Annotated in this window: 23 protein-coding genes; 7 read left to right on the plus strand and 16 right to left on the minus strand. The window is 70.7% G+C overall.

Translation table 11 applies throughout. The features are described from left to right. Positions 1–242 precede the first annotated feature (242 nt). Positions 243–1,136 carry an N-acetylmuramic acid 6-phosphate etherase gene (gene murQ / locus ACQPZK_RS03075; RefSeq protein WP_433536837.1) on the plus strand — a complete coding sequence of 298 codons (894 nt, stop codon included), beginning with the start codon at positions 243–245 and terminating at the stop codon, positions 1,134–1,136. Positions 1,137–1,176: 40 nt separating this feature from the next. Here the strand turns inward: murQ and ACQPZK_RS03080 are convergent, their stop codons facing one another. The 8 genes from ACQPZK_RS03080 to ACQPZK_RS03115 form a co-directional block, all read right to left on the minus strand. Next, entirely contained in the window at positions 1,177–2,469 is a 1,293-nt protein-coding gene (locus ACQPZK_RS03080; protein ID WP_433536838.1) for a GAF domain-containing protein, read from the minus strand. A gap of 111 nt (positions 2,470–2,580) precedes the next feature. After that, entirely contained in the window at positions 2,581–2,850 is a 270-nt protein-coding gene (locus ACQPZK_RS03085; RefSeq protein ID WP_433536839.1) for a hypothetical protein, read from the minus strand. 28 nt (positions 2,851–2,878) lie between these two features. Next, the gene (locus tag ACQPZK_RS03090; RefSeq protein WP_433536840.1) at positions 2,879–4,675 is read right to left on the minus strand and encodes a hypothetical protein; all 1,797 of its coding nucleotides are present in this window, start codon (positions 4,673–4,675) and stop codon (positions 2,879–2,881) included. Then, positions 4,672–4,995 (minus strand): hypothetical protein, encoded by a 324-nt coding sequence (locus tag ACQPZK_RS03095; protein ID WP_433536841.1) that lies wholly within the window; start codon positions 4,993–4,995, stop codon positions 4,672–4,674. Before ACQPZK_RS03095 ends, ACQPZK_RS03090 begins: the two co-directional genes overlap by 4 nt. Continuing rightward, positions 4,985–5,416, minus strand: a complete 432-nt coding sequence (locus ACQPZK_RS03100) for a YbaB/EbfC family nucleoid-associated protein (RefSeq protein WP_433536842.1) — start codon at positions 5,414–5,416, stop codon at positions 4,985–4,987. Before ACQPZK_RS03100 ends, ACQPZK_RS03095 begins: the two co-directional genes overlap by 11 nt. 160 nt (positions 5,417–5,576) lie before the next feature. Further along, positions 5,577–8,018: a ricin-type beta-trefoil lectin domain protein gene (locus ACQPZK_RS03105; protein WP_433536843.1), complete on the minus strand. Its 2,442-nt coding sequence runs from the start codon at positions 8,016–8,018 to the stop codon at positions 5,577–5,579. A 300-nt stretch (positions 8,019–8,318) separates the two neighbouring features. Then, a complete protein-coding gene (locus ACQPZK_RS03110; protein ID WP_433536844.1) occupies positions 8,319–9,689 on the minus strand; it encodes a ricin-type beta-trefoil lectin domain protein in 1,371 nt (456 codons plus the stop codon). A gap of 357 nt (positions 9,690–10,046) precedes the next feature. Next, positions 10,047–10,451 carry an ATP-binding protein gene (locus tag ACQPZK_RS03115; protein WP_433536845.1) on the minus strand — a complete coding sequence of 135 codons (405 nt, stop codon included), beginning with the start codon at positions 10,449–10,451 and terminating at the stop codon, positions 10,047–10,049. Positions 10,452–10,657: 206 nt separating this feature from the next. Here ACQPZK_RS03115 and ACQPZK_RS03120 point away from each other — a divergent pair, with 206 nt between their 5' ends. Continuing rightward, the gene (locus tag ACQPZK_RS03120) at positions 10,658–11,008 is read left to right on the plus strand and encodes an STAS domain-containing protein (RefSeq protein WP_433536846.1); all 351 of its coding nucleotides are present in this window, start codon (positions 10,658–10,660) and stop codon (positions 11,006–11,008) included. A 7-nt stretch (positions 11,009–11,015) separates the two neighbouring features. On the opposite strand, the gene ACQPZK_RS03125 is transcribed toward ACQPZK_RS03120, so the two are convergent. From ACQPZK_RS03125 to ACQPZK_RS03135, 3 genes are all read right to left on the minus strand, one after another. Beyond that, positions 11,016–12,257, minus strand: coding sequence for a PP2C family protein-serine/threonine phosphatase (locus ACQPZK_RS03125; protein WP_433536847.1), 1,242 nt, complete (start codon positions 12,255–12,257; stop codon positions 11,016–11,018). A 50-nt stretch (positions 12,258–12,307) separates the two neighbouring features. Further along, positions 12,308–12,928 (minus strand): malonic semialdehyde reductase, encoded by a 621-nt coding sequence (locus tag ACQPZK_RS03130; RefSeq protein ID WP_433536848.1) that lies wholly within the window; start codon positions 12,926–12,928, stop codon positions 12,308–12,310. Positions 12,929–13,091: 163 nt separating this feature from the next. Further along, positions 13,092–13,568, minus strand: a complete 477-nt coding sequence (locus ACQPZK_RS03135) for a MarR family winged helix-turn-helix transcriptional regulator (RefSeq protein ID WP_433536849.1) — start codon at positions 13,566–13,568, stop codon at positions 13,092–13,094. A gap of 151 nt (positions 13,569–13,719) precedes the next feature. Between ACQPZK_RS03135 and ACQPZK_RS03140 the strand changes: the two genes are divergently transcribed. Then, positions 13,720–14,253 carry a SigE family RNA polymerase sigma factor gene (locus ACQPZK_RS03140; RefSeq protein ID WP_433536850.1) on the plus strand — a complete coding sequence of 178 codons (534 nt, stop codon included), beginning with the start codon at positions 13,720–13,722 and terminating at the stop codon, positions 14,251–14,253. Then, the gene (locus ACQPZK_RS03145; RefSeq protein ID WP_433536851.1) at positions 14,240–15,469 is read left to right on the plus strand and encodes a hypothetical protein; all 1,230 of its coding nucleotides are present in this window, start codon (positions 14,240–14,242) and stop codon (positions 15,467–15,469) included. The genes ACQPZK_RS03140 and ACQPZK_RS03145 overlap by 14 nt, the downstream gene beginning before the upstream one ends. A 62-nt stretch (positions 15,470–15,531) precedes the next feature. Here the strand turns inward: ACQPZK_RS03145 and ACQPZK_RS03150 are convergent, their stop codons facing one another. The 4 genes from ACQPZK_RS03150 to ACQPZK_RS03165 all read right to left on the minus strand — a co-directional run bounded on the left by ACQPZK_RS03150 (position 15,532) and on the right by ACQPZK_RS03165 (position 18,595). Beyond that, a complete protein-coding gene (locus tag ACQPZK_RS03150; RefSeq protein ID WP_433536852.1) occupies positions 15,532–16,032 on the minus strand; it encodes a cupin domain-containing protein in 501 nt (166 codons plus the stop codon). A 26-nt stretch (positions 16,033–16,058) separates the two neighbouring features. Continuing rightward, entirely contained in the window at positions 16,059–17,006 is a 948-nt protein-coding gene (locus ACQPZK_RS03155) for an NADP-dependent oxidoreductase (RefSeq protein WP_433536853.1), read from the minus strand. A 115-nt stretch (positions 17,007–17,121) separates the two neighbouring features. Then, on the minus strand, positions 17,122–17,625 hold the full coding sequence (locus ACQPZK_RS03160) for a MarR family winged helix-turn-helix transcriptional regulator (protein ID WP_433536854.1): 504 nt from the start codon (positions 17,623–17,625) through the stop codon (positions 17,122–17,124). A gap of 61 nt (positions 17,626–17,686) precedes the next feature. Further along, positions 17,687–18,595, minus strand: a complete 909-nt coding sequence (locus tag ACQPZK_RS03165; RefSeq protein ID WP_433536855.1) for an alpha/beta hydrolase family protein — start codon at positions 18,593–18,595, stop codon at positions 17,687–17,689. Positions 18,596–18,675: 80 nt separating this feature from the next. On the opposite strand from ACQPZK_RS03165, the gene ACQPZK_RS03170 reads away from it, so the two are divergent. Together ACQPZK_RS03170 and ACQPZK_RS03175 are read left to right on the plus strand one after the other, a co-directional pair. Continuing rightward, on the plus strand, positions 18,676–19,269 hold the full coding sequence (locus ACQPZK_RS03170; protein WP_433536856.1) for a TetR/AcrR family transcriptional regulator: 594 nt from the start codon (positions 18,676–18,678) through the stop codon (positions 19,267–19,269). Positions 19,270–19,486: 217 nt separating this feature from the next. Then, complete coding sequence (locus ACQPZK_RS03175) at positions 19,487–20,848, plus strand: glycoside hydrolase family 6 protein (RefSeq protein WP_433536857.1); 1,362 nt, start codon at positions 19,487–19,489, stop codon at positions 20,846–20,848. 116 nt (positions 20,849–20,964) lie between these two features. Here ACQPZK_RS03175 and ACQPZK_RS03180 read toward each other — a convergent pair whose 3' ends face one another. Continuing rightward, on the minus strand, positions 20,965–22,185 hold the full coding sequence (locus ACQPZK_RS03180; RefSeq protein ID WP_433536858.1) for an MFS transporter: 1,221 nt from the start codon (positions 22,183–22,185) through the stop codon (positions 20,965–20,967). 151 nt (positions 22,186–22,336) lie between these two features. Here ACQPZK_RS03180 and ACQPZK_RS03185 point away from each other — a divergent pair, with 151 nt between their 5' ends. Then, positions 22,337–22,990: a CGNR zinc finger domain-containing protein gene (locus ACQPZK_RS03185; RefSeq protein WP_433536859.1), complete on the plus strand. Its 654-nt coding sequence runs from the start codon at positions 22,337–22,339 to the stop codon at positions 22,988–22,990. The last annotated feature ends 91 nt before the right edge of the window (positions 22,991–23,081 follow it).

Here is a 23,081-nt window from a genome sequence, read left to right on the forward strand (position 1 = left end):
GTTCACTCCCAACCAGCGGGGTTGTCAATAAGTGACGTTGGCCCACACTATCGCGAAACTTTTTGCCAGCGCCCGTCCAGTCTGGTTACGCTGTGGTCTCAGCCTGCTGATACGGGGCGGACGCGAGGCCCAAACGGTGCGTTGCCGGCGGATTCTCAACGATCTGGCACGCGTCGCCGAACTGGTCAGGGAGCACTCGCCCGGTCGGCGACTGAGTCACCAGCGGAAGGAACGAGCACCCCGTGGACCTCAGCACCCTCGGCACCGAGACCCGCAACGACAAGACCACCGACCTCGACCGCATGTCGCCCACCGAGATGCTCCTCGCCATGAACGACGAGGACCGCACAGTCGCGGACGCCGTCCGCCGGGCCGTGCCGGATATCGCGGCCGCCGTCGACGTCATCGTGGCATCGCTGCGCCGAGGCGGTCGGTTGATCTACCTGGGCGCCGGCACCAGCGGCCGGATCGGCATGCTCGACGCCGTCGAGTGCCCACCGACCTTCGGTACGCCGCCCGAGCGGGTCATCGGTCTGCTCGCCGGCGGGGCGGGCGCGTTCGGCGTCGCGGTCGAGGGCGCGGAGGACGATCCGGACCGCGCCGTCGCCGATCTCGACGCGATCGGCGTCAGCGACCGCGACACCGTCGTGGGGCTCGCGGCCAGCGGTCGTACTCCCTATGTGGTGGGTGGGCTGGCGCACGCCCGCGCGCGCGGGGCGACCACCGTCTCCGTCGCCTGCAACACCGACGCTGTGGTCAGCCAGCACGCCGACGTCGCCATCGAGGTGCCCACCGGCCCCGAGGTGCTGACCGGCTCCACCCGCCTCAAGGCGGGCACCGCCGAGAAGCTCGTGTGCAACATGCTCTCGACAGCCACGATGGCCCGGCTCGGCAAGGTCTACCGCAACCTCATGGTGGACATGAACGCCACCAACGCCAAGCTCGTCGACCGGGCGCGCCGGATCGTCGCCGAGGCCGCCGACACCGATCTCGACACGGCCGCGCGGGCGCTGGCCGCGGCGCACGGCCACGCCAAGACGGCCATCGTGCTCCTGCTCGCGCACTGCACCGCCGAGGAGGCCGCGACACGGCTGCGCGACGCCAACGACGACGTCCGGGCGGCCGTCGCGGCCTGACCGGCCGTCGCGGTCTCACCGGCCGTCGCGGTCGGGGCGGTCAGCGGTTGACGTACGCGGCGAGGCCGCCGAGCTCCTCGTTGGCGATGAACACCGACCGCACGTTGAGGATGGCTTCCTCCACGTGCGTGTCGCAGCCCCAGGCGGAGTCGCCCCACGAGTCGGCAATCTTGATCCTGGCGGCTGCGGAGCAGCCCTGGACACCGCCGAGCTGGCAGTGCTCCGGATGCGGTCGGGCGGCCTGTACGGCGGCGGCGGTACGCATCCGCTCGGTGAGCTCCGCGGCGGCGGCGGCGCGCTGCTCCGCCTCGGCGCGTAACTGCCGCTCCGCGCGTACCGCCCGGGCCAGCTCCTCGTGGGCCGCCCTGGCGCGTGCCTCGGCAGCCGTCTTGGCCTGCTCGACCCGGTGCCGCTCGATGGCCAGGGCCGCGGTGTCGGCGAAGACCCGGGCCAGGGCGAGATCGGTGTCCTGCGGGACGCGAGGCGTGCGGTGGTACATGGCGAAGGTGCCCAACAGCTCGCCGTCGCGGGCCAGAATCGGCATCGACCAGCAGGCGGCGAGACCGGCCCGCCCGGCCAGATCCCGAAAGTCCGCCCAGAAGGGGTCGGTGTCGATGTCGGTGACGATGACCGGCTCCCGCCGGTGGGCGGCGGTGCCGCACGAGCCGACACCCTCGCCGGTGGCGATCCCGTCGATGGCCTCGTTGTAGAACTGGGGCAGGCTCGGCGCGGCGCCGTGGCGCAGGTGCCGGCCGTCCGCGTCGGCGAGCAGCACCGAGACGAGCACCTGCTCGGGCGTGAGACCCTCGATGCAGCGGGCCATCCCGTCCAGCACCTCGGTCAGGGGCGCCTGGCGCGCGATCTGCTCCAGCAGGGCGCGGTGCTCGGCCATCAACCGCTGGGCGTGCTTGACCTGGGTTATCTCCACGCCGATGACGCGGATCCCGGTCACCGTGCCGTCGGCGTCGCGGCGCGGCTCGTAGGTGAAGTCGAAGAACGCCTCCCGTGCGTGCGGTCCGACGCCCAGCACGATCCGGGCGTCCCGACCGGTGTACGCCTCACCCGTCCGGTAGACCTCGTCGAGCAGGTCGAGGAAGCCCTGACCGGCCAACTCGGGCAGCAGCTCGGCAACCGTGATGCCGGTGCGCGCGCGTTCGGAACCGATGGCGGCGAAGAACGCCGGGTTCGCCGCCTCCACCACGTGCGTGGGCCCGACCAGGGACGCGAACACCGCGATGGACTGCCCGAACAGCACGCGCAGATCCTCCTGCGCCGCCTGCCCGGCGTCCGAGGACGCTTCGGCGGTCGCCCGCTGGTCCGGTACCGCCGTCATGCTGTGGTCACCCCTCCCGGTAAGGCGTGGTCGGATGACCGCCCGCGTCGCGGCCCGCCCACGGGTGCCAGGATACGAAAAGGGCCGCCGGACCGCCGGGGAGGGCGCGGGTCAGGCGCTCTCGTCCACGAACTTGTAGTAGCTCATCCGGAACCGTTGCAGCAGGGCGCGCATGAACTCCGCGCCGGCCTCCGGCGACACCCGCTGGGCGCCGACGGGCACACCGTTGTCGTAGAAGTCCTGTGCGAGCGCCCCCCACTCCGGGTCGAGGACGGTCAGCGACACCGGTTGGCCGGGCTGCCAACGGAACTCGGCCACCCGACGATTGGTGTGCTGGGCGAACGTGTACAGCGCCACCCTGGTCGCCGCCTGCTCGGTCATGCCTGCCTCCTGATTCACCACGGCCCTCTCACCACGGGCTCGGCGGGCGGAAGGCGTTCCACGCCTCGCCCGTGATCGTGCCTCGGGCACGGATCTCGTTGAAGCGGTCCATCGCACCGGACAACGCCTGCTCACTCAGGCCGGTGCCGCGCAGCCGGTCGGCCAGCACCGCCGGGTCGGTGTCCTGGAGCCGGGCCATCGTCTCCGGGCTCAGCGGCCGGTTCATCTGCTGCGTGACGAAGTCCGAACGCAACGGTTCGGCGTTCGACTCGGGGAACGAGTAGCCGTGATCGATGGCGACCAGGCGACCGTCGGGCCCGGTCAGGTAGTTACCCATGTGGCGATCGGTGTTGCCGCTGATGTAGTCGAGCACCGCCATCCGTTCGCTCTCGGCGGCCGGATAAGCGTTGGCGGGGCGGCCCGGGCTCGCGTTCTCCACGAACTCCTGCATCGACCCGGCCCCGTGTGGCCCGTCCCAGCGCGCCGTCGTCGGCACCAGGCCGAAGCCCAGATCCTCGTCCAGGCGCGAGGCGGCGACCTCACGCGCGGCCAACTGGTTCTCCGGGATGGTGGAACGCACCTGCACGAACTCGTTCTCCGGCACGTTCGGCTTGTAGACGCCGTGCGTGCCGTCGGTGAACGTGACGTCGTACGCGTCGTTGACGTGTCCGCCGGGGTCGAGTTCGGTCATGCTGTGCACCTCCCTGCCGAGCAGCCGCAACTCGGCCTCGCTCGCATGATCGGGCACCAGCGGATCGGCCCCGGATCCGGGCTCCGGCGCGCCCGTGCCGTCCAGGTCCGTGGGCTCGTCACCACCGTGCGACGTGCCGCCATCGTGCGACGTGCCGCCCCCGCCCGGCCCGCCCCCGCCCGGCCCGCCCCCGCCTGGTCCGCCGCCGCCGGGCCCGCCGCCGCCTGGCCCCGGCTCGCGATCGATGTCGGGTGGCCAGTCGTCCTGCCGGGCCCGCGGCGGTGTCTGCCCGCCGCCGGCCGGATCCGTGTAACCGCGCGCCCCCGGACCGGGGGCCGGCATGTCGGTGGAGCGCGACCCACCCGGGGTACGCCGGAGGCCCCGCAACGCTGTGCGGAGAGCGTCGAGCAGTTCGCCGAGCTTGGACAGGATCGGCCGCAGGCGGCTGACGCTGCGGGCCAGCGCCGTGAGGAGCCCGGCGACCTTGGCGGCCCACTTGGCGACCAGCGACGAGACCTGCGCCGCGACCAGGGGAGTGGCCGCGCCCAGGGTGAGACCGGCCTCGGCGAGCCAGACCCACAGCCGGACGGCGAGGACGGAGACGAAGTCCGCGATGAGGTCCCGGACCAGTGCCACCAGCAGCCCCGCGCCCTCGACCACGGTGCCGATCAGGTCGGTGGCGTCCGCCAGGCCGGCGAGGTGACGCAGGTGCTGGTCGCTGTAGCGGCGGTACGCCTCGGACGCGGGGCCCGTCCAGGTGGCGATCTCGGTGCGGACCGCCTCGGACAGGGCGGTGGCCTGCTCGCTGACCTGCCGTGAGACGTTGTGCCACGTCTGTGCGTACGCGGTGATCTGGTCCGGGTCGCCGGCCAGCCAGTCGAGGGCGTCGGAGAGCGGCTTGACGTGCTCGATGAGCCAGGCCACCCCCCACGAGACGATCGACCCGATCGGGTCGACGCAGGTCGCCAGCACCTCCATCGACGTACCGAAGCCGCCGATGGTCAGGTCGACCCAGGAGCCGCTCTCGATGCCGTTGCGCAGGTCGACCAGGCTCTCGACGAGACCGAGGCCGCTGTACGAGGTGGTGGTGTCCTGCCGGGCGGCGATCAGCGGATTCGCCACGTCGGTGCTCACCGGTGCATCCGCCCGAGGGAGGCGGAGATCGTCGCGTCGGTGTCGTCGTAGGCGTCCACCGTCTCGTCGAGGGTCCCGGCCGCGCTGTGCAACGCCTCCTGCGCCGCCGCGAGCGCCTCGGCGGCCGGGCCCTGGAGGAAGTCCAGCAGGAAGGGGAGCGCCTGGCAGACGGGCAGGTGCCCGTACGCGCCGGCGCCCATCCGCACGTACGCCGCCGCGTCGTGTGCGACGCCGATCCCGGTGGAGATCCGGTCGACGGAGCGGGCGTGGGTGGTCACCGCCGCTGTGGTGACCTCGAACCCGGCTGCCTCAGCGCCCACGGTCACCCCACCGGCCGTACCCCTGCTCGTCCTCCTCGGGCACCTCCGGGAAGCGCGTCTCGTAGCTGCCCACGACGGCGCGGGCGGTCTCCGAGTCGGCGCCCACGGTCTCCGCGGCGGCGTCGGCCACCTGCGGCGCCAACCGCCCCTGCGCCCGGCGCATCACGGCCAGCACCTCAGCGGCGATCTCGTCCGCCCGCCAGCGCAGCACCCGGTCGTCGAGCCGCAGGTCGGTCATGGCGCCGGACGCGGCGACGGTGACCTGGACCGCACCGTCCGCGCCCTCGGCGGTCGCCGACATGGCCGCGACACGCTCGGACAACTCGTGCGCACGGGCGGCCCGCTCGGAGATGCCCGCGGCCCAGGAGGCGACGAAGTTCTCGGTCGCCGCGCCGAAGTCGGCGTTCGGGAACTGCGCCATCAGACCTCCCCGTATGCGGCTGCCGGCCGCCACACGATACGCCCCCACCCTCCGACATGGAGGCCGCGCCGGCCGCCGGAACGGCGACTCCCGGCCGCTCAGGTGAGCGGCCGGGAGCCATCGATCAGGGGTACGGGTCTCGCCCGGACCCGCTACCCGCTCAGCCGCGGATCCACTGCTGGTTGCTGCCGCCGGTGCACGTCCAGATCTGCACGGCGGTGCCGTTGGCGGTGCCCGCGCCGTTGACGTCCAGGCAGAGCCCGGAGGCGACGCCGGTGATCGTGCCGTCGCCGTTGACGCGCCACTGCTGGCCGCCGCCACCGTTGCAGGTCATGATCCGCGCGCGGCTCCCCGTCGAGCTGCTGGCCACGTCGAGGCACTTGTTGCCGTAGACGGTGAGCTGGTTGCTGCTGGTGAGCGTCCACTGCTGGTTGGCCCCGCTGTTGCAGTCCCAGATCTGCACGACCGAGCCGTCGGCCTGGCTCTGGCCGTTGACGTCCAGGCACCGGTTGGAGCCCGCCCCGCGGATCGTCCCGGTCGGACCCGGCTCACCGGAGTTGCCGACCGGTGTGATGGAGAGGTTGTCGAACTGGGCGGTGACTCCCTGACCCGTGCCGTAACCGATCTGGCCGGCGACCCAGGTCGAGTCGGAGGCCGTGCCGACCGTGGTGCCGTCGATGCTCGCGGTGAGGGTGCTGCCGTTGAGCGTCAACGCCAGCGTGTGCCAGCGTCCGGTGCCCAGCGCCGAGGTGTTGCCGCTGGCCAGCGTGCGCCAGTTGCCGCTGGTGTTGTTGCTCCGGATCGACCAGGCGCCACCATCGGTCACCCGGAAGTAGTAGCCGTTGAGGTTCTGCGGCCCCTGGTGGTTGTACGTGTTCGCCCGCCCGATGAGCTGCGCGTAACCGGACTTCTCCAGCATGACGTCGGAGGAGACCGCGTAGTTGCGCCAGCTCAGGTCACCCAACAGCGTGTACGGCTCGGCCTGGCCGGACGTCCAGAAGATCGGCGTCTGCTCCGACATCTGGCGTACGCACCGGCCCGAGTGGCCGCCCCCGCAGGTGGCGATCTCGAACGAGCCCTGCTGGTCCATCAGGTACCTGGCCTCACGCCCGACGTCGTAGCTGTCGAAGGTGTCGCTGTACGGCAGCTTCAGGGTGCCCTGCGCCGGGCTGGTCGCCGTGCCCTTGCCCTGCCCGCTGGTGGTCGTGATGCTGTAGACGTAGCCGGGCTGGACGGTGAGCGAGAAGCGGCCGCCGCTCGGGGTGAGGTCGCTGCCCCGGACGAAGTGGTCGGCGGTGTTGCTCGACCTGACGTTGGTCGACCAGACCCGGACGGTGCCGGTGGACAGACCGCCGGTGACGGTGAAGTCGAGGGTCTGCGCAGACCCGGCGTCCATCGTCTCGATGATGGTGCTGTAGTCGCTGTTGTTGGTCGACTTGAGCGACACGTAACTGCCGTTGTTGCGGTTGCCGCCGAGGTAGCCGCTCGATCCGTCGAGGTAACGCCAGCCCGGTGCGGTGAACTGTGTGGTCTGCGCCATCACCCACGTGCTCTTGCCGATCGAGTACGCGCCGGACCAGGGCTGCTGGGCCACCGCCACGCCCGTGGTCGCCCACGGGATGTTGGGCGTGATGGCGGCGATGGCGGGCCAGTTGATGTAGCCGGTCATCTTGCCGTCGATGTAGCCACGGTTGATGCCCCGGGCGAGCGCCTGCGCTCCGGCGTTGTAGTCGTCGGAGCCGTTCTCGCTGGCCCAGAGCGCCTTACCGGTGGAGATCGCGTTGTTGGAGCTGGGACAGCTGGACTGGGCGCTGCGGTAGCCGCAGACGTAGTGGCTGCCGAAGACCTGTACGGCGTTGGCGAACGCCGGATCGCGCAGCGACTCGTCGGCGGCGCCCCAGCCGAAGTCGTCCGAGGCCACGATCTTGACGTTGCTGTAGCCACGGGAGTTGAGGGTCGAGCGGAGGTTCTTGTACCAGGTCGCGTTGTAGCCCTTCTCGTTCCACCCACCGAGGTAGTTGATGGTCAACCCGTGGGTGGCCGCGCAGTCCAGCCAGGCGACCAGGTACTCGATGGAGTCGTTGGACCAGAAGTTGCCGTTGCCGATCCAGCCCGGCGCTCCCCAGGCGAGGCCCGCCAGGGCGATGTTGGCGTTGCGCGCCCGCGCCTGCTCCATGAGCCACCACTCGTAGCCCCGGTTGCAGTTGATGCTGCCCCGGGTGTGTTCGTGGCTGGGCTCGGCGCCGGAGGTGGAGTTGGTGTCGCCGCCGATCTCGGTCTTCAACAGCTGCATCGCCGCGCCACGGCCCGGCTTGAACAGGTAGTCCAGGATGTCGCTGCGCTGCGGTTCCGGGTAGTCGATCAGGAGCCTGCTGTTGCCGCCGCCGCCGCTGACCGCGCCGATCCCGTCGAGCGCCCGTCCACCGGACCCGCCGTTGATCGTGATGGCCGTCGCCGCCTGCGCCGGGGTGGCGACGGCGGTCAGCACGGCTGCCGCCCCCACGAGCGCCCCCACCAGCGCGGCCGTTAACCGACGTGGACGCCGCGTGTGTCGCCATGACCGGCGTCGTGCCGCCCCGCCAGCACTGTCTCTACCGAACATCTGGTTCGCCTCCCGGACCGTTCCCGACACCCGGAGCCGTACGGCAGGTTGTCGAGCTGTCGCATGGCGCAGGGGCCGGTGATCGAAGATCGTTGATAAGCAGACGTCATATGTTAAGCACTGCATGAATCGACGGTCAATGCCGCTTCCTGGCTCATTTACCGCCATTTGCATCGACGGGCGTCGAGTAGAGATTGCTAAAGATTTGATGAATGTAGCTCTGTTGGCAGCGTGGCTCGGCGGCGGAGCCGGACGGCTCCGCCGCCGAGCGCGATCCCTACCGTTGCGCGGTCATCGGGGTCAACTTCGGCTCCACCGCTGGTTGGCGGCGCCGTTGCAGTCCCGGATCTCGGCGCGCGTGCCGTTGGCGGTCCCGTTGTTGACCAGGGCGAGGCACCGACCGGACCCGACGCCGGTGATCGAGCCGTCGGAGTTGAACCGCCACTTCTGGTTGGACTGGCCGTTGCAGTCCCAGATGATCACCGAGCTGCCGTTCGCCGTGGCGGCGCCGTTGACGTCGAGGCACTTGCCGCCGAACACCCGCAGCTCCTGGGCGGCCGTCGAGGTCCAGCTCTGGTTGCTCTGGCCGTGGCAGTCCCAGATGATCGCCGCCGCGCCGTTGGTCTGTGCGGCGCCGTTGACGTCCAGGCAGCGGCCGGAGGCCGTGTTGCGCACCGCCGACGTGCTGCTCGGGGGCGGGGTGGTCGGATTGCCGGTGGGCGACACGGTCGGGCTCGGCGTGGGGTCGGTGCTGCCGAACTGCGTGAAGAATCGCCACACCTCGCCCTTGGTCCAGGTCCGCGCGCCGCTGTCGCCGCCGCCGTCCACCGGGCCGGGGGTGTGGCCGCCGTCGAAGGCGGCCCAGACGACGGGATAGCCGGAGCGGCAGCCGGAGTACGTGGTGGTGATGTGGGTCAGGCTGCCCGCCCTCGGCTCGGGAGGGCTCTGGGCGGTGCACCCGTTGTTCCGTACGAACGTGTCGCGAAGGGACCGCCCGGCGCTGACATTGAGCACCGAGTCCCCGATGCCGTGGATACCCATGTACGCGATCGGCTGGGTGCCGCCACTGCAGCCGCTCAGCTGACCACCGGAGTAGACCGCGACGGCGCGGAAGACGTTGGCGCGGGAGCACGCCAGCGAGTAGCTCATGCCTCCGCCGTAGCTGAAGCCGAGCGCGAAGAGCTGCGTGGTGTCGACGCAGAGGTCGGCTTCGATCAGATTGATCATGTTGTCGACGAAGGTGACGTCCTGGCCGCCGGGGTTGGCCCAGCCGTTCCCGTTGCCCTGGGGGGCGACGAAGATCGTGCTGTTGTTGGCCTGCTGGCGCAGTCCGTAGTAGGACCATGCCGCACCGTCCGACCCGCCGCCGTCGACGTCGTTCATGGTGCCGCCGTTCCAGTGGAATCCGAAGATCAGCCGGTACGGGTGGTTCCGGTCGTAGTTGTCGGGGATCCGCAGGATGAAACTACGGTTCTGGCCGCTGCTCTGGATGGACCGTTGACCGCTGGTCAGGGTGGGCGCCTTGCCGCACCCGGCGGTTCCTGCGGCCGCTGCGACGTTCGCGGCCGACGCGGTGGTGCTCACGCCACCGGTCACTATCGCCGCACCCACGGTGGCGACGACGAGGGCCGCCGTCGCAAGAGAACCGAGGATGGGTCTACGTCCTGTCATGATGGGCTCCCGCCAATCGGCACGAAGGAATAGGTGAGGGGATCCACGGCGGCCACGACACGCCACCGCTCACCGCTGCCGACGCCGCTCGGCGCGGACGAAACCCCGACGCGGTGTGCCCACGGCGACCGATCGGCTCGTCGCTCACGGGTCTGCACCGCTGGTCTCGCCGCCCATGCGGGACCAGAGGGTCGTCGAATCGTCGGTGGCCCGCCGTACGCCCGAACGCCACGCGACCGGCCGTCGAACGGAGCACCCGGTCGACTGCCGAATCGATTCGGCCCCGACGCTAGAACTGGCAGTGAAATATGTCAATGCTGTGTCGAGCGGGTTGCGGCCGGCCGCGCGGGGCCGGCGCTACGGCGCTGCTCGAACCTCGCTGAGGTGTTTGGTGACGCGCAGCAGGACCTGGCCCGGTGGTCCGTCGACGAAGGTGGCCGCGTCGGAGAGCGCGGCGATCAGCGGTAGTCCGCGGCCGCCGATGGTCAGTGGCGCGGGAAGGTCGGCGTCGAGCTTGGCGGCGTCCGGGGCGCGGCCCTGGTTGCCGACCTCGATCACGCACTCGTCGTCGTCGATACTGATGGTGACGTCGACCGGGCTGCCGGGATCGGCGTGGATCACCGCGTTCGAGCACGCCTCGCTGATCACCACGGCCAGATTGGCGCGGACGTCGTCGCCGACGTCGGTCAGACTCAGCAGGGTGGCGAGGATGTGCCGGGCGCGGGCCACCGTCGACGGCTGGCGGGGGAGTGACAGTGTCATGCCCACCCGCATCGCGCAGCTCCCTTCCAGACCCGTGCGTCGCCAGCCCGGACCACCCTGTCATACCCAGAGCCGGGTGCCCCGATACCCATGCCGCCATGGTGGTTCGGGCACCGTCGTAAGGCGGTCGGTCTCGGGTTCTGGCACGGTAGGAGGCGAGCAGGCGCCGCACAGCGGGGCGGCGGAGCGGCACGTGAGGGGGAGTGGTGGATTTCGCGTTGGCAACCCGGCGAGGGCGCGTCGGCACGGTGGTGGAGGTCGCCGGCGACCTGGACATGAGCACCACACCGCAGCTGCGGGACGGGCTGCTCGAGGTGGTGGAGAGCGGCGCACGGGTGGTGGTCGTCGACCTAGCCGCAGTCGGGTTCATGGACTCCAGCGGCCTGGGCGCGCTCGTGGTCGCCTACAAGGCGATGCGGGCGCGGGACGGCTGGCTCGGCCTGGCCGGAGTTCAGCCGCCGGTACGCAAGGTGCTCTCGATCACGTCGGTGGATCGGGTCATCGCATCCTTCGACAGTGTCGAGGCCGCCGAGGAGGCGTCTCCGGCGGTGTCCTGAGCGTCGTTCAGTGGGTGCTGGCGCGGGCGATGTCAGCGCCGGCAGCGCTGCTGCGTGGCCCGTGGCCGTCGTACCAGTCGATGATGAGCAGGGTTGCATCGTCGGCCAGCACCGGACCGGCGGTCGCCAGCACCTTGTCCGAGAGCGCCCGGACCGCCTCGCGCGGGTGCAGGTGGGCGATCTCGAGCAGCGCAGCGCTCAGATCCAGGTCGGCGGCGTTGCGTTCGCGCATCCCGTCGGTGACGATCACCAGCCGGTCGCCGGGCAGCAGGGAGACCTGCCCGCTGCGGTAGCGCTCCTCGGGAAACATGCCCAGCGGGAAGTTGCTGGGCAGCTCCACCGGTACGACCCGGTCGCCACGGACCAGTATCGGCGGGACGTGCCCGGCGTTGAGCAGCTCGCAGCGACCCGTGCGCAGGTCCATCCGGCCGAGCACGGCGGTCACGTACGCGCCGGGCACGTTGGCGTGCTCGGCGACGGCCCGGCTGGCCTGGTCGGCCTGCGTCACGAGGCTGTCGCCACGACGGCGGGTGTTGCGCAGGCTGCCCACCCCGAGGGTCGCGGTCAGCGCGCTGGCCACGCCGTGCCCCATGGCGTCGGTGACGCTGACGTGCAGCAGGTCCCGGGCCAGGCTGTAGTCGAAGGTGTCCCCACCGACACTGGCCGCCGGTTCCAGCCAGCCGGACAGCGCGAAGGCGCCCGCCTCGCAGGTGAACGCGGCGGGCAGCAGCCGGCGTTGGATCTCCGCCGAGAGGGTGAACGGGGTGCTGCGCTGCCCCCACTCGAACAGATCGGTGTGCCGGCGGTTGGCGATGACCACGAACGCCAGCGCGTGCGCGGTGCGGGCGATCTCCGCGATCACCGACTCGTCCGGCTCGTGCGGAAGGTCGATCTCCAGCAGGCCGATCGCCTCACCGCGTTCGGTGACCGGCGCCAGCACCGTCCAGCCGCCGTCGCCCCGGATCACCTGGGTGCGCTGCTGGCGGAGCACCTGCTCGTGGGGGCCGCCGTCGAACGGCAGAACCTCGGCGGCCTCCTCGTCCTGGCGACGGCCGGGACCATCCGAGGTCGGCTGGTGGGTCAGCCGGACCAGCGCGCGGCCGCTGAGGTCGGCGATCAGCAGGGAGACGCTGGAGGCGTGCAGCGCTGTGGCGATGGTGCCCGTGACGGCCTCGACCGCCTCCACGGGGGCGGCGTCCTCGGCCGCCTGCAACACCCCGGTCAGCACCGCCTGCCCGCTGTCGTCCACCCGTCGAGCATAAGCACTCGTCTGCGGACCGGCCTCTGGAGCGGGGGCGTTCACGCCCACCGCACCACCTCGTCGTGCCCCAGTCGGGGCAGTCGGTCGTACCAGGGGTCCTTGCCGGGGTGTCCGATGTTGACCACCAGGATCGAATGGAAGCGGCCGTCCGGAAAGAAGTCGGCGTCGATGCCGGCGGCGTCGAAGCCCCCCATCGGACCGGCGGCCAGCCCCTGCGCGCGGACGGCGAGGATGAAGTAGCCCGCCTGGAGGGTCGCGTTGAACAAGGCGGTACCCGTGCGCAGGGCGTCGTTCCCGGCGAAGACGTCCCTCAGCTCCGGCTTGTACGGCAGGACGGTTGGAATGTGCTCGTGGAACCGGTCGTCCATGGCCAGTACGGCGACCGCGGGCGCCGAGGCCGTCTTTGCCCGGTTGCCGTCGTTCATGTGCGTGACGAGTCGATCGCGCCCCGCGCCTCCGCGTACGTACAGCACCCGGAGCGGCTGGGTGTTGGCCGAGGTCGGTGCCCATCTGGCCAGCTCCCAGATCGCGGCCAGCTCCGCGTCCGAGACGGGAGTGTCGGCGAAGGTGTTGGCGGTGCGGGCGTCCGAGAAGAGCAGGCGCTTCGCGGTCTCGTCCAGCGCGCCGAGCGAGTGGGTGTCCGGGTTATCGGAAGTCATGGCTGCCTCACTTTAGTTAACGTGTAAACCAAAGCCTAGGCAGAGATCGTTAATGCATCAACCAATCCGGGCGGGTGGAGGTATGAGCTGTGCTACACGGCTTCGCCGCGGGCAAGGGAAAGCCGGCCCTGGATGGACCAGGACCGGCGGTGGGACGTCGGCGTCAGTCGCCGCTGGCGGCACCCAGGGCGGCGAGCCGGCGACGCACCTTGTCGGTGATCGCGATGAGCGTCCGCAGCTCGGCCTGGGTGAGCTGGTCCACGACGGCGTCCCGGGCATCCGCGACGTGTTGCCGGGCCGCGGTGGTGATCAGCTCCTGGCCCGTGGTGGTGATGGTGATGACCGCGCCCCGCTGGTCGGCCTGCGAGCGTTCACGCGTCACCAGGCCGCGACTCTGCATGCGCGACAGGTGCTGGGACAGTCGGCTCTTCTCCCAGTGCAGGCGGTCGCCCAGCTCGAACGATCGCAGCCGACCCTCCGGGGACTCGGACAGGTGGGCCAGTACCTGGTAGTCGGCGTGCGAGAGGCCACAACGGGTACGGAGCTGGCGGTCGATGAAGGCCGCCAGGCTCTCCTGCGTCGCCATGAGCCCACGCCACGCCCGCTGCTCCTGCTCGTCCAACCAGCGCGGCTCCGTCACGACCGCGAATCTACCAGTGGTTGATCCGTGAACCATCTCGTCGTTCCGGGCCCGGTCTCATCACCGGGTAGTCGCACAACTACTTGTCGAGCCGGTGCAACTTTCCGGTACGGCGGTTCCGTTCTACCTCCGGCACAAGGAGGCAGTCGACGTGAAAGCCGAAGACGAGCAGGCATTCCGTGAGTTTGTGACGTCAGAGATGGCGTCGTTGCGCAAGCTGGCGTACGTGACCTGCGGCGACTGGCACACGGCAGAGGACGCCGTCGCCAACGCGCTGGTCAAGCTCTACCCGCGGTGGCGGAAGCTGGATCGACCCGATCTGTACGTCAAGACGATGGTGTACCGGGCCGCGATCGACGAGACCCGGCGGCCCTGGCGGCGCGAGCGACCGGCCGGCGATGCCATGCCGGACGTGGTGGTGCGCGACCCGGCCGTCGCGACCGACGAGCGGATGCGCCTGCGCGTGGCGCTCGACGCCGTGCCGGCCCGGCAGCGGGCCGCGGTGGTGCTCCGGCACTACCTCGGTCTGAGCCTGGAGGAAACGGCCGGCGTTCTCGACTGCACGGTCGGCGCGGCCAAGAGCCAGGCCTCGCGTGGCCTGGCAAAGCTGCGCGAGTCGCTCGCCGGCGAACGGATCAATCTCAGCGGGAAGTCGATGGAGGAGTGGACCAGTGCAGTTGCGTGACCTCGTGGACACGGTGACGGGCGACGAGCCGCCGATGGCCCGTACCGTCGATGACATCGTCGCCCTGGGGCGGCGGGCCGAGCGGCGTCGCCGCGCCGGGTTCGCGTCGGCCGGCGCGGCCGGTCTGGTCGCCGTCGCGGTCGCCGGTGTGCTCGTGCTGCCCGCCCTGAGCGCCGAGCAGAACACCACGCCGGCCCCGGCCGGCGCGATGTCCAGGCCCGGCCAGGCCGCGTGGTCCGACGCCGAGCCGTTCACCTTCACCTTCCAGGGGTACGACGCCGGCCCGCTGCACGTGCAGGACCCGATCGTGGCGTCCACCGCGTACCAGATCGCCTCCGTCTACTCCGACGCTCACGAGGCGAACGACAGGCCGGTGACCGAGGGGGAGGCCACGGCCCCGCACCCGCGCCTCAGCATCGAGCAACAGAAAGAGGCAGCCGACGGCAAGCCGAGCCTGTGGGCCTACCTGACCGTCTACCGGCCGGGTGCTTTCGACCCCGCCGGGATCAAGGGCGGCAGCGACGTCACCGTCTCCGGGCGCAAGGCCGTGCGGGCGACCCTGCCGGTCGGCCTCGACCCGAAGAACCAGCCGACCGCGGGCAACAAGCTCTTCGCCTGGGAGTACGCCGACAACGCCTGGGCGGCCGTCACGTCGATCTCCTCCGACCCGGCGACGCCGAGCTTCGAGGACCTGGGCGGCCTCGTCGACGGTCTGAAGCCGAGCCCTCCGGCGCCGGCCCTGGTGCCGTTCACGGTGGGCTACGTGCCGGCCGGCTACACGCCGCTCCAGATCGGCACGCACGCCATGCCGGGCCTCAACGGCATCGCGACGGCGCGGGCCGGTGACTACGGGGGCGCGACGTACACCAGGCCGGCCGCGCCCGCCTCGGGCCTGACCGCGCCCTACGACTCGACCGAGGACGGCATCGAGGACGGGTTCCACATCTTCGTCACCCCGGACACCGGCTCGAACCAGTCGCCCGAGCCCGGCGTCACGAGGTGCTACCCGGTGTCCGGCGGGGGCGGCCGGAACGCCGGCGGTGGCTTCTGCAACATCTGGAACGCCGACGGCACGGTCGTCCTCCAGGTCAGCTCCGCGGGTCTCGGCGGCCACCTGCCCCAGGCCGAGCTGGAAAAGATCGCCAAGGGAATCACGGTGGCCGATGTTGGGAACGAGTCGACCTGGACCCCCGCCGCGACGGCCCTTCGCCCGTAGCCGTCGTTCCGCTGCGCAACGGCGGTGACCGCACGCTCGGGTGCGGTCACCGTCGTGGCCGGCTACAGGAACTCGCTGCGGTAGGTCGCTGCCAGGTCCACGGCGCGACGGCGACGCTCCGCGATCTGGTCCTGGGACAGGTGCGGCGGTGGCGCGTCCCAGCCGTCGACCACGTCGCCGATCCGCGTGAAGTACTCGTCCTGGCCGGCGGGCGTGCACATGCACAGCATTCGGGCCGGCGCCCCGGAGACGTTGCGGAAGTTGTGCGGGGCATTGGCCGGGATGTTGACGGTCGACCCCGCCCGCACGACGTGCTTCTCGCCGCGGAAGGTGAACTCGATCTCGCCCTCCAGGACCGTGAACATCTCCTCGAAGTCGTGCCGGTGCGGCGGCGGGCCACCACCGTCCGGCACGCGCATCTCGATCAGGCAGTACGCCCCGTTGGTCTGCGCGCCGCTGATCAGCATGGCGTACGTGTTGCCCACCAGCGAGATGTACGTGGTGCCGGGATCGTCGGGGCTCGCCACGGTCAGCGAGCGCGACGGGTCGTCGTCGGGAATCATCGCGGTCTCCTCGGTCGATGGTGGGATCAGGCGTCGAGTACGTCGACGACGACCTTGCCGCTGGGCAGCGTGCCGGCCGCCGCGTCGGCGTGCAGGGCCGGCAGTTCGGCCAGCGGCACCCGCCGGGCGATGTCGACGTGCAGCTCACCGGAGTCGACGAGGCTCACCAGGTGCGCCAGTTGGCCGGCGTCGCTGCGCACGAAGAGGTCGATGCCGCGTACGTCCCGGGCTTCGTCGCTCGGTGCGGGCATCCAGACGGTGGTGTTGACCAGCACCCCGGACGGACGGATCAGGGTGAGCAGCCCGGCCAGCCGCTCCGGGTCGATGGGCGCGAGGTTGAGCACCACGTCGACCGGTTCGGTGACCGCGGCGGCCACGTCGGTGGTGGTGTGGTCGACGACCTCGTCGGCACCCGCCGCGGCGACCGCCCTGCTGCTGCCCGGACCGGCGGTGGCGATGACGTGGGCGCCGGCGTGGTGGGCGAGTTGGACGGCGTACCTGCCGACCGCGCCACCCGCGCCGTTGACCAGGACGCGCTGCCCTGTGGTCAGCTTCGCGTGGTCGAAGAGCGCCTGCCAGGCCGTGAGGCCGACGGCCGGCAGGGCGGCGGCGTCGGCCAGGGGGATGCTCGCCGGTGCCGGCGTCAGGACCTGGGCCGGGGCGATGACGTACTCGGCGGCCGCGCCGGCCTCCGTCATCGGTAGGAACCCGACCACCTGGTCGCCGACCTGGAGTCCGGTGACACCCTCGCCGAGGGCGTCGACCGTGCCGGCCACGTCGAAACCGGGGGTGTGCGGCAGCGTCACCGGGATCGGTCCCTGCATGAAGCCGGCACGGATGTTGCCGTCCACCGGGTTGAACGAGGTCGCGGCGACCCGGACCCGGACCTGTCCGGCGCCGGGGACCGGCCGCTCCGCGTCCTCGTAGCGCAGGACGGACGGCTCGCCGTACTCGTGGAAACGCACTGCCTTCATCGCGGGGCCCTCATCTTCTTTTCGTCGTTGTGCTTCGTATTCGAAGCACTTCATGACCATAGCATGCTTCGGGTTTGAAGCAAGTGTGTTCGTTGTGAGCCGGCCGACAGGGCTCTCAGCGCTTGGAGCGGCCCGAGCGGGGCTTGGCGGATCGCGGCGGGTTGGCACGCATGTGGGTTCGGACGCGGCCGAGAACGGCGCTGATCGCAGCGAGATCCTGCCTGCCGATCGGCTCGAACAGCAACTGCCGGACGCGGTCGACATGGCCGGGCAGCACGTGCGCGACCAGCTGCCGGCCGGCGTCGGTGACGGTCACCATGACGCTGCGTTCGTCGTCCGGCGACGGCGAGCGGGTGATCAGGCCCCGCTTGTCGAGCAGGCCTGCCTGGTAGGTCAGCCCGCTACGGCTGTAGACGACACCGTCGGCCAGATCCGTCATCCGCAACCGCCCCTCGGGTGCGTCGACCAGTCGGGCCAGGATCTGGAACTGCACGTAGCTGAGGTCGCCGTCGGCGCGTAGGTGCTCGTCCACCGCGTACTGAAGGAGGCTGCTGACCTCCATCAGGGCGAAGTACGCACCGAGTTGTTCCGCGTCGAGGCCGGGTGCCGAGTCGTTCATCCTGCGACGATACGTGCTTCGGATTCGAAGTGTGCCGTCGACCGACGTTTGGCCTCGCGGTCTACCGGTGCTCGAGAAGGAACGCGCCGTCGCTGGTCGCGGCGCGTGCGTCGAGGTCCTTCCACGCGGTGTCGTCGAGCCCGAAGACATCCAGGAGGTACGCGGAGACGGCGTCGGCGACGAGTGCCACGCGGGCCGGGTCCTCGTCGGTGGTCTCGGCGACACTCTCGCCGGCGATGCCACCGAGGGTGTGCTGGCCCTCGGTGATGGTCAGCATGCTCTTCGGCGCGGGGCTGAGGTGATAGGCGTCGGTGAACCAGTCCGGCCCGCGGGTGGACATCGCCGACCGATCCTCGCCGCCGGTGACGACGAGGGCCTGCGTGGTCATGGTGGAGTAGTCGGGTCGCATGAACGGCAGGTGCTCGGCCGCGAACGGGGTGAGGGTGTCGCCGGTGCCGGTCGCCGCGATGAGGACCCCGGCCCTGACCGCAGGGTGGGCGAAGTCCTCGCCCGGCGTGCCGTCGGCGTCCAGCACGCGAGCGCCCAGGAGGGTGCCGACCGTCTGGCCGCCCCAGGAGTGCCCGACGGCCGCCACCCGCCCCTCGTCGACGCGGCCGCGCAGGCCCGCCTCGTCGAGGATGTCTCCGAGGTTGTCGAGGACCGCGTGCAGGTCGGCGATCCGTACGCGCCAGATCGTGCCGAACCGCGGGTCGTCGAATCCGATGCCGTTGCGCCGGGAGTCGAGGTGGGTCGGCTGGACGACGACGAACCCGGCCGCCGCCCAGCGGTCGACGAGGGGCTCGTAGCCGTCCATCGACCAGGCGTTGCCGTGCGAGAAGACGATCACCGGGAGGTCCCGGCCGGACGCCGGCGCGGTGACCTTGACCTGCAGGTCGATGCCGCGTCCCTCGGTGGGCACTCCGATGGGCTTGATCGCGACGATCCGTTGGGCTGCCTGTTGTCCGTTCATAGGTGCGCTGCTTCCTCTACGTCGGGGACCGGATCTGCCATACTTTGGCGGAACCATGTTCCGTCAACAGTAGCGGAACAATGTTCCGCCAACAAGGAGGGGCTGTGACCGACCCGCTCGGCGCACGTCAGGCAGGCGCGCGGCGTACCCGTGAAGCGCTTCTCACCGCTGCTGCTGCCGTCTTCGTGGAGCAGGGAGTGCAGGCGCCCATCCGGGACATCGCCGGGCGCGCGGGTGTCGGCCTCGGTACGGTCTACCGCCATTTCCCGAGCCGGGCGGAGTTAGTCGTCGCGGTCTACCGCCACCAGATCGACGAGTGCGTCGCGCTCGCCGCCAGGTTGCGAGACGAGCCCATCCCCGCCGGTGAGGCGCTGACGCGGTGGATCGGCGTCTTCGTGGAGTTTCTGGTGACGAAGCACGGTCTGGGCGTTGCCCTGCAATCCGAGGACCCGAGCCTGCTCACCCTGCACACCCTGATGCTCGAAAGGCTCGTTCCCGCCTGCGCGTCGCTGATCGACGCGGGCGTGGCGGAGGGCGACATCGATCCGGCGGTGACCGCGCACACCCTCATGCGCGCCGTGGGGAACCTCTGCATCCTCGGTCCCGGGTACGAACGTGCCGATGCGCAGGCCATGGTGGCCCGCCTGCTCGTCGGCTGCCGCCGCCGGTCCTAGAGGCCGGCCTCACAAGAGTGGTCGAGCCGAGGCTCGGGCTGCTCCTGGTCCACCTCCCGGGGTCGGGCACCGAAAGTTTCGCGCATCTTGGCAGCGGCGCGCGCCTCCGCTACCTTCATGGGAACGCTCCCATGAACTTAGATACATCAATGTGATCAGGAGGAAACACGACGTGGCTATCCTCTCCCTCCGGCGACGCAGATCCACGGCTCTCAGCGTGGCTGCGATCGCGGGCGCCACCGCCGCCGGCGTATGCCTCGCCGTCGGCAGCGCGTCCGCCGGCACGATCTCCGGGCCGCTCTACCGCGACCCGAGTTCGGCGGTCGTACGCTGGGTCGCCGCCAACCCCGGCGACTCGCGCGCCGCCGTCATCCGCGACAAGATCGCAAGCCAGCCTCAGGCCCGCTGGTTCGCCAACTTCAACATCTCGACCGCGCAGTCCGAGGCCGCCGCGTACGTCGGCGCCGCCAACTCGGCCCAGCAGATCCCGGTGATCGCGGTGTACCAGATCACCAACCGGGACTGTGGCGGGGCCAGCGCCGGTGGGGCGCCGGACCTCAACCAGTACCAGACCTGGGTGTCCAACTTCTCCCGGGGACTGGGCAACCAGACGGTCATCATCATTCTGGAGACCGACTCGCTCGCCCTGCTGACCTGCCTGAACAGCAGTGAGATCAACGCGCGCAACCAGGCGATCTCGACGGCCACTCGCACCATCAAGTCGGCCAACCCCAACGCCAAGGTCTACCTCGACGCCGGCCACTCCACCTGGAACAGCGCGGGTGAGACCGCCAACCGGCTGCGGGCAGCCGGCGTGCAGTACGCCGACGGTTTCTTCAGCAACGTGTCGAACTACAACTCGACCTCCAGCGAGGCCAACTTCGGTCGAGCGGTCATCTCCTCCCTGAACGGCATGGGCATCTCGGGCAAGCGCCAGGTGATCGACACCAGCCGCAACGGTGGTGCCAGCGGAGACTGGTGCGGCGACGACAACACCGACCGGCGCATCGGGATGTACCCGACGACCAACACCGGCGACAGCAACATCGACGCGTACCTGTGGGTGAAGCCTCCGGGCGAGGCGGACGGCTGCCGCTACACGGCCGGTTCGTTCCAGCCCGACCTGGCCTACAGCCTGGCCAACGGCGTGGCCAACCCGCCCACGACGGCCCCGCCGACGACCCCGCCGCCGACGTCCGCCCCGCCGACCACTCCGCCCCCGACCACGCCTCCGCCGACCACCCCGCCGCCCACCACGCCCCCGCCCACCACGCCGCCGCCCACCGGTAACGGCTGCTCCGCGTCGGTGGCGCTCAACCAGTGGTCCGGTGGCTTCACCGCGAGCGTGACGGTCACCGCCGGTTCCGCGGACATCAACGGCTGGACCGTGACCGTCACGCTGCCCAGCGGCACCGCGGTCACCGGTGTCTGGAACGCGCAGGCCAGCGGCACGAGCGGAACCGTCCGGTACACCAACGTGGGCTACAACGGACGCGTCGGTGCCGGCCAGTCGACCAACTTCGGCTTCCAGGGCACTGGCACCGGCCCGGGCGCGACGGCCAGCTGCGCGGCCGCCTGACCCCGACCGACGTCACGGCCCGGCGCGGAGAGTCACCTCCGCGCCGGGCCGCTCTCGTTCGATGGGGTACGGGCCGGATCGGCGCGTCCTCGTACGGCGGGTCGCTCCCGGCCGGCTCAGGCGTGCGACGCGGCTTGTCCGATCGGTTGCTCGTCGGGATCACGACGAGCGATTCGGGTTCCGCTCCTTCTCCCGCGGGACATCTCGTGGCCGGCGAGCAGCGTCAGTGCCGCGGCCGTGAGCAGCCCGCCGAACAACGGAACGACCCCGACCCCGACCGTCGCGAGCAGGCCCGCCCCGATGAGCGAGCCGGCCGCGAGCCCGACGTTGAAAGCGACGCTGAGGCTGGCCGACGCCATGTCGGTGGTCGACGGGGCGACCTGCATGATGCGGTGCTGGATCCCGGCGATCAGCGAACTGAACGACATCCCCGCCACGGCGAGCAACGGGATCGCCGACACCTGGCTCGTGCCGGTTCCGTAGAGGCCGAGCATCGCGGCGGTGAGGAGCCCGAGCAGGCCCAGCACGACACCGAGCGGAAACCGGTCCAGGACGCGGCCGACCGCCCAGGTGCCCACCACGCCGAACGAGCCTTGCACGAAGAGCAACATGCCGAGAGACGCCGTGGCGAACCCGCTCACGTCGAGGAGAAAGACGGTCATGTACGTGAACGCGCCCATGGCGCCGGTGACCGCGAGAACGGTGGCGACGAGGAGAATGATGAAGCGGCGTCGATCCGGCATCGACCCGATGTCTCCCGCACTCTGCCGCGGTGTGACAGTCGGCAGGAGCAGGGCGACCGCAAGGCAGATGGCGAAGCCGAGGACGGCCATCGCGACGAAGGCGGCCCGCCACCCGAACTCCCCGCCCAACCAGGTGCCCAGCGGTACGCCGAGGACCGGCCCGAGGGCGTTACCGATCGAGAGTCGAGCCACGGTGCGGCCTCGAACGTTCGCGGGGAACATCGAGATCGCCACGGGAAACACCACTGCCCAGAAGACGCCGTTGGTGGTGGCGGACACCAACCGTGCGGCGAGCAGCACCTCGTAGGAGTCGGCGATGGCCGACACCGCCGTCGCCACGGCGAAGACGCCCAGCGTGCCGACGAGTAGCGGGCGCCGTGGCACTCGCCGAGTGACCCGGGTCAGTGGGAGGGCCACGATCATGACCACCACGGCGTACGCGGTCACCAGCAGGCCCGCCTCGGACCTGGAGCGTCCCAGGTCTGGCGCGATCAGCGTGAGCAACCCGATCGGCAGCACCTCGGTCGTGACATAACAGAACGTGGCGGCGGACAACGCGACGAGGGCGTAGACCTCGCGTCGAGGGTGTGCCATCGGCTACCTCCCGCAGTCGTTGTGTGATTCCACCTAACCATGTTTTGGCGGTAGCGTGAAGCCATGGATGGCTGCTGTTGTAGCAGCGAACACGATCGGAATCGGGCATATGACAACCGTTTTTGACGGTATAGGTGGTAGCATCGCCGGTATGCCCCTCGATGTGTCCGAGCTGCCGTTGGTCGGCCGGCACCCGGCGCTCGATCTGGTCAACACTCTTGAGCGAGGGGGCAGCTCGCCCGCCCACGACTTCCTGTCCGACAGTTCCGCCCTGCTGCGCTGGTCAGTCCGGGCGGGAGTGATCAGCAACGCGGAGGCCGACCAGGTCGACCGGGCGTGGCACGACGAGCCGGCGGCGGCGCACGCGGGGCTCCTCGCCGTGCGGGACATCCGCGAAGGGCTCCACCTCGTGATGCTCGCGGTCAGCACCGACCCGGACGGTGGCACGGCGGGTGACCCGATCGCGGCCGGCGCCGCGCTGGTCGGCCTGCACGAGCGCTGGTCGGGGGCGGCCGCTCGCGCGAGACTGGTGCTCGGCTCGTCGCAGGTGCGGCTGGCCTACGGCACGGTGCCAGCCATGGTGGTGCCCGATCGGCTCGCCGAGGCCGCCTTCGACATCATGCTGACGGCCGATCTGACCCGGGTGCGCCGCTGCCCGGTGGGTGAAGGTGGCTGTGGCTGGCTGTTCCTCGATCAGAGCCGCAGCGGTTCCCGTCGCTGGTGCCGCATGGCTGACTGCGGCAACGCGGTGAAGGCGCGACGGCTCACCGAGCGCCGCCGCGCAGCCCGACCCTCGCGCCCGTAGGCATCCGGTCGCACTGCCGCGTCCGCGCTCCGAGCGTCGACCCGAACCGGGCGCTGGCCACCCTGTCGGGCCGTTGATCCGTCCCGGTCGA

The organism is Micromonospora sp. CA-249363 (assembly GCF_050950185.1).
Classification (GTDB): domain Bacteria; phylum Actinomycetota; class Actinomycetes; order Mycobacteriales; family Micromonosporaceae; genus Micromonospora.

Excerpts from the sequence above, each read along its gene's own strand:
- ACQPZK_RS03150 (WP_433536852.1), bottom strand. The coding sequence starts at position 16,032 with ATGATTCCCGACGACGACCCGTCGCGCTCGCTGACCGTGGCGAGCCCC.
- ACQPZK_RS03155 (WP_433536853.1), bottom strand. The coding sequence starts at position 17,006 with ATGAAGGCAGTGCGTTTCCACGAGTACGGCGAGCCGTCCGTCCTGCGC.
- ACQPZK_RS03130 (WP_433536848.1), bottom strand. The coding sequence starts at position 12,928 with ATGACTTCCGATAACCCGGACACCCACTCGCTCGGCGCGCTGGACGAG.
- ACQPZK_RS03185 (WP_433536859.1), top strand. The coding sequence starts at position 22,337 with ATGCCCCTCGATGTGTCCGAGCTGCCGTTGGTCGGCCGGCACCCGGCG.
- ACQPZK_RS03080 (WP_433536838.1), bottom strand. The coding sequence starts at position 2,469 with ATGACGGCGGTACCGGACCAGCGGGCGACCGCCGAAGCGTCCTCGGAC.
- ACQPZK_RS03180 (WP_433536858.1), bottom strand. The coding sequence starts at position 22,185 with ATGGCACACCCTCGACGCGAGGTCTACGCCCTCGTCGCGTTGTCCGCC.
- ACQPZK_RS03110 (WP_433536844.1), bottom strand. The coding sequence starts at position 9,689 with ATGACAGGACGTAGACCCATCCTCGGTTCTCTTGCGACGGCGGCCCTC.
- ACQPZK_RS03085 (WP_433536839.1), bottom strand. The coding sequence starts at position 2,850 with ATGACCGAGCAGGCGGCGACCAGGGTGGCGCTGTACACGTTCGCCCAG.
- ACQPZK_RS03170 (WP_433536856.1), top strand. The coding sequence starts at position 18,676 with ATGTTCCGCCAACAAGGAGGGGCTGTGACCGACCCGCTCGGCGCACGT.
- ACQPZK_RS03165 (WP_433536855.1), bottom strand. The coding sequence starts at position 18,595 with ATGAACGGACAACAGGCAGCCCAACGGATCGTCGCGATCAAGCCCATC.
- ACQPZK_RS03160 (WP_433536854.1), bottom strand. The coding sequence starts at position 17,625 with ATGAACGACTCGGCACCCGGCCTCGACGCGGAACAACTCGGTGCGTAC.
- ACQPZK_RS03115 (WP_433536845.1), bottom strand. The coding sequence starts at position 10,451 with ATGACACTGTCACTCCCCCGCCAGCCGTCGACGGTGGCCCGCGCCCGG.
- ACQPZK_RS03100 (WP_433536842.1), bottom strand. The coding sequence starts at position 5,416 with ATGGCGCAGTTCCCGAACGCCGACTTCGGCGCGGCGACCGAGAACTTC.
- ACQPZK_RS03105 (WP_433536843.1), bottom strand. The coding sequence starts at position 8,018 with ATGTTCGGTAGAGACAGTGCTGGCGGGGCGGCACGACGCCGGTCATGG.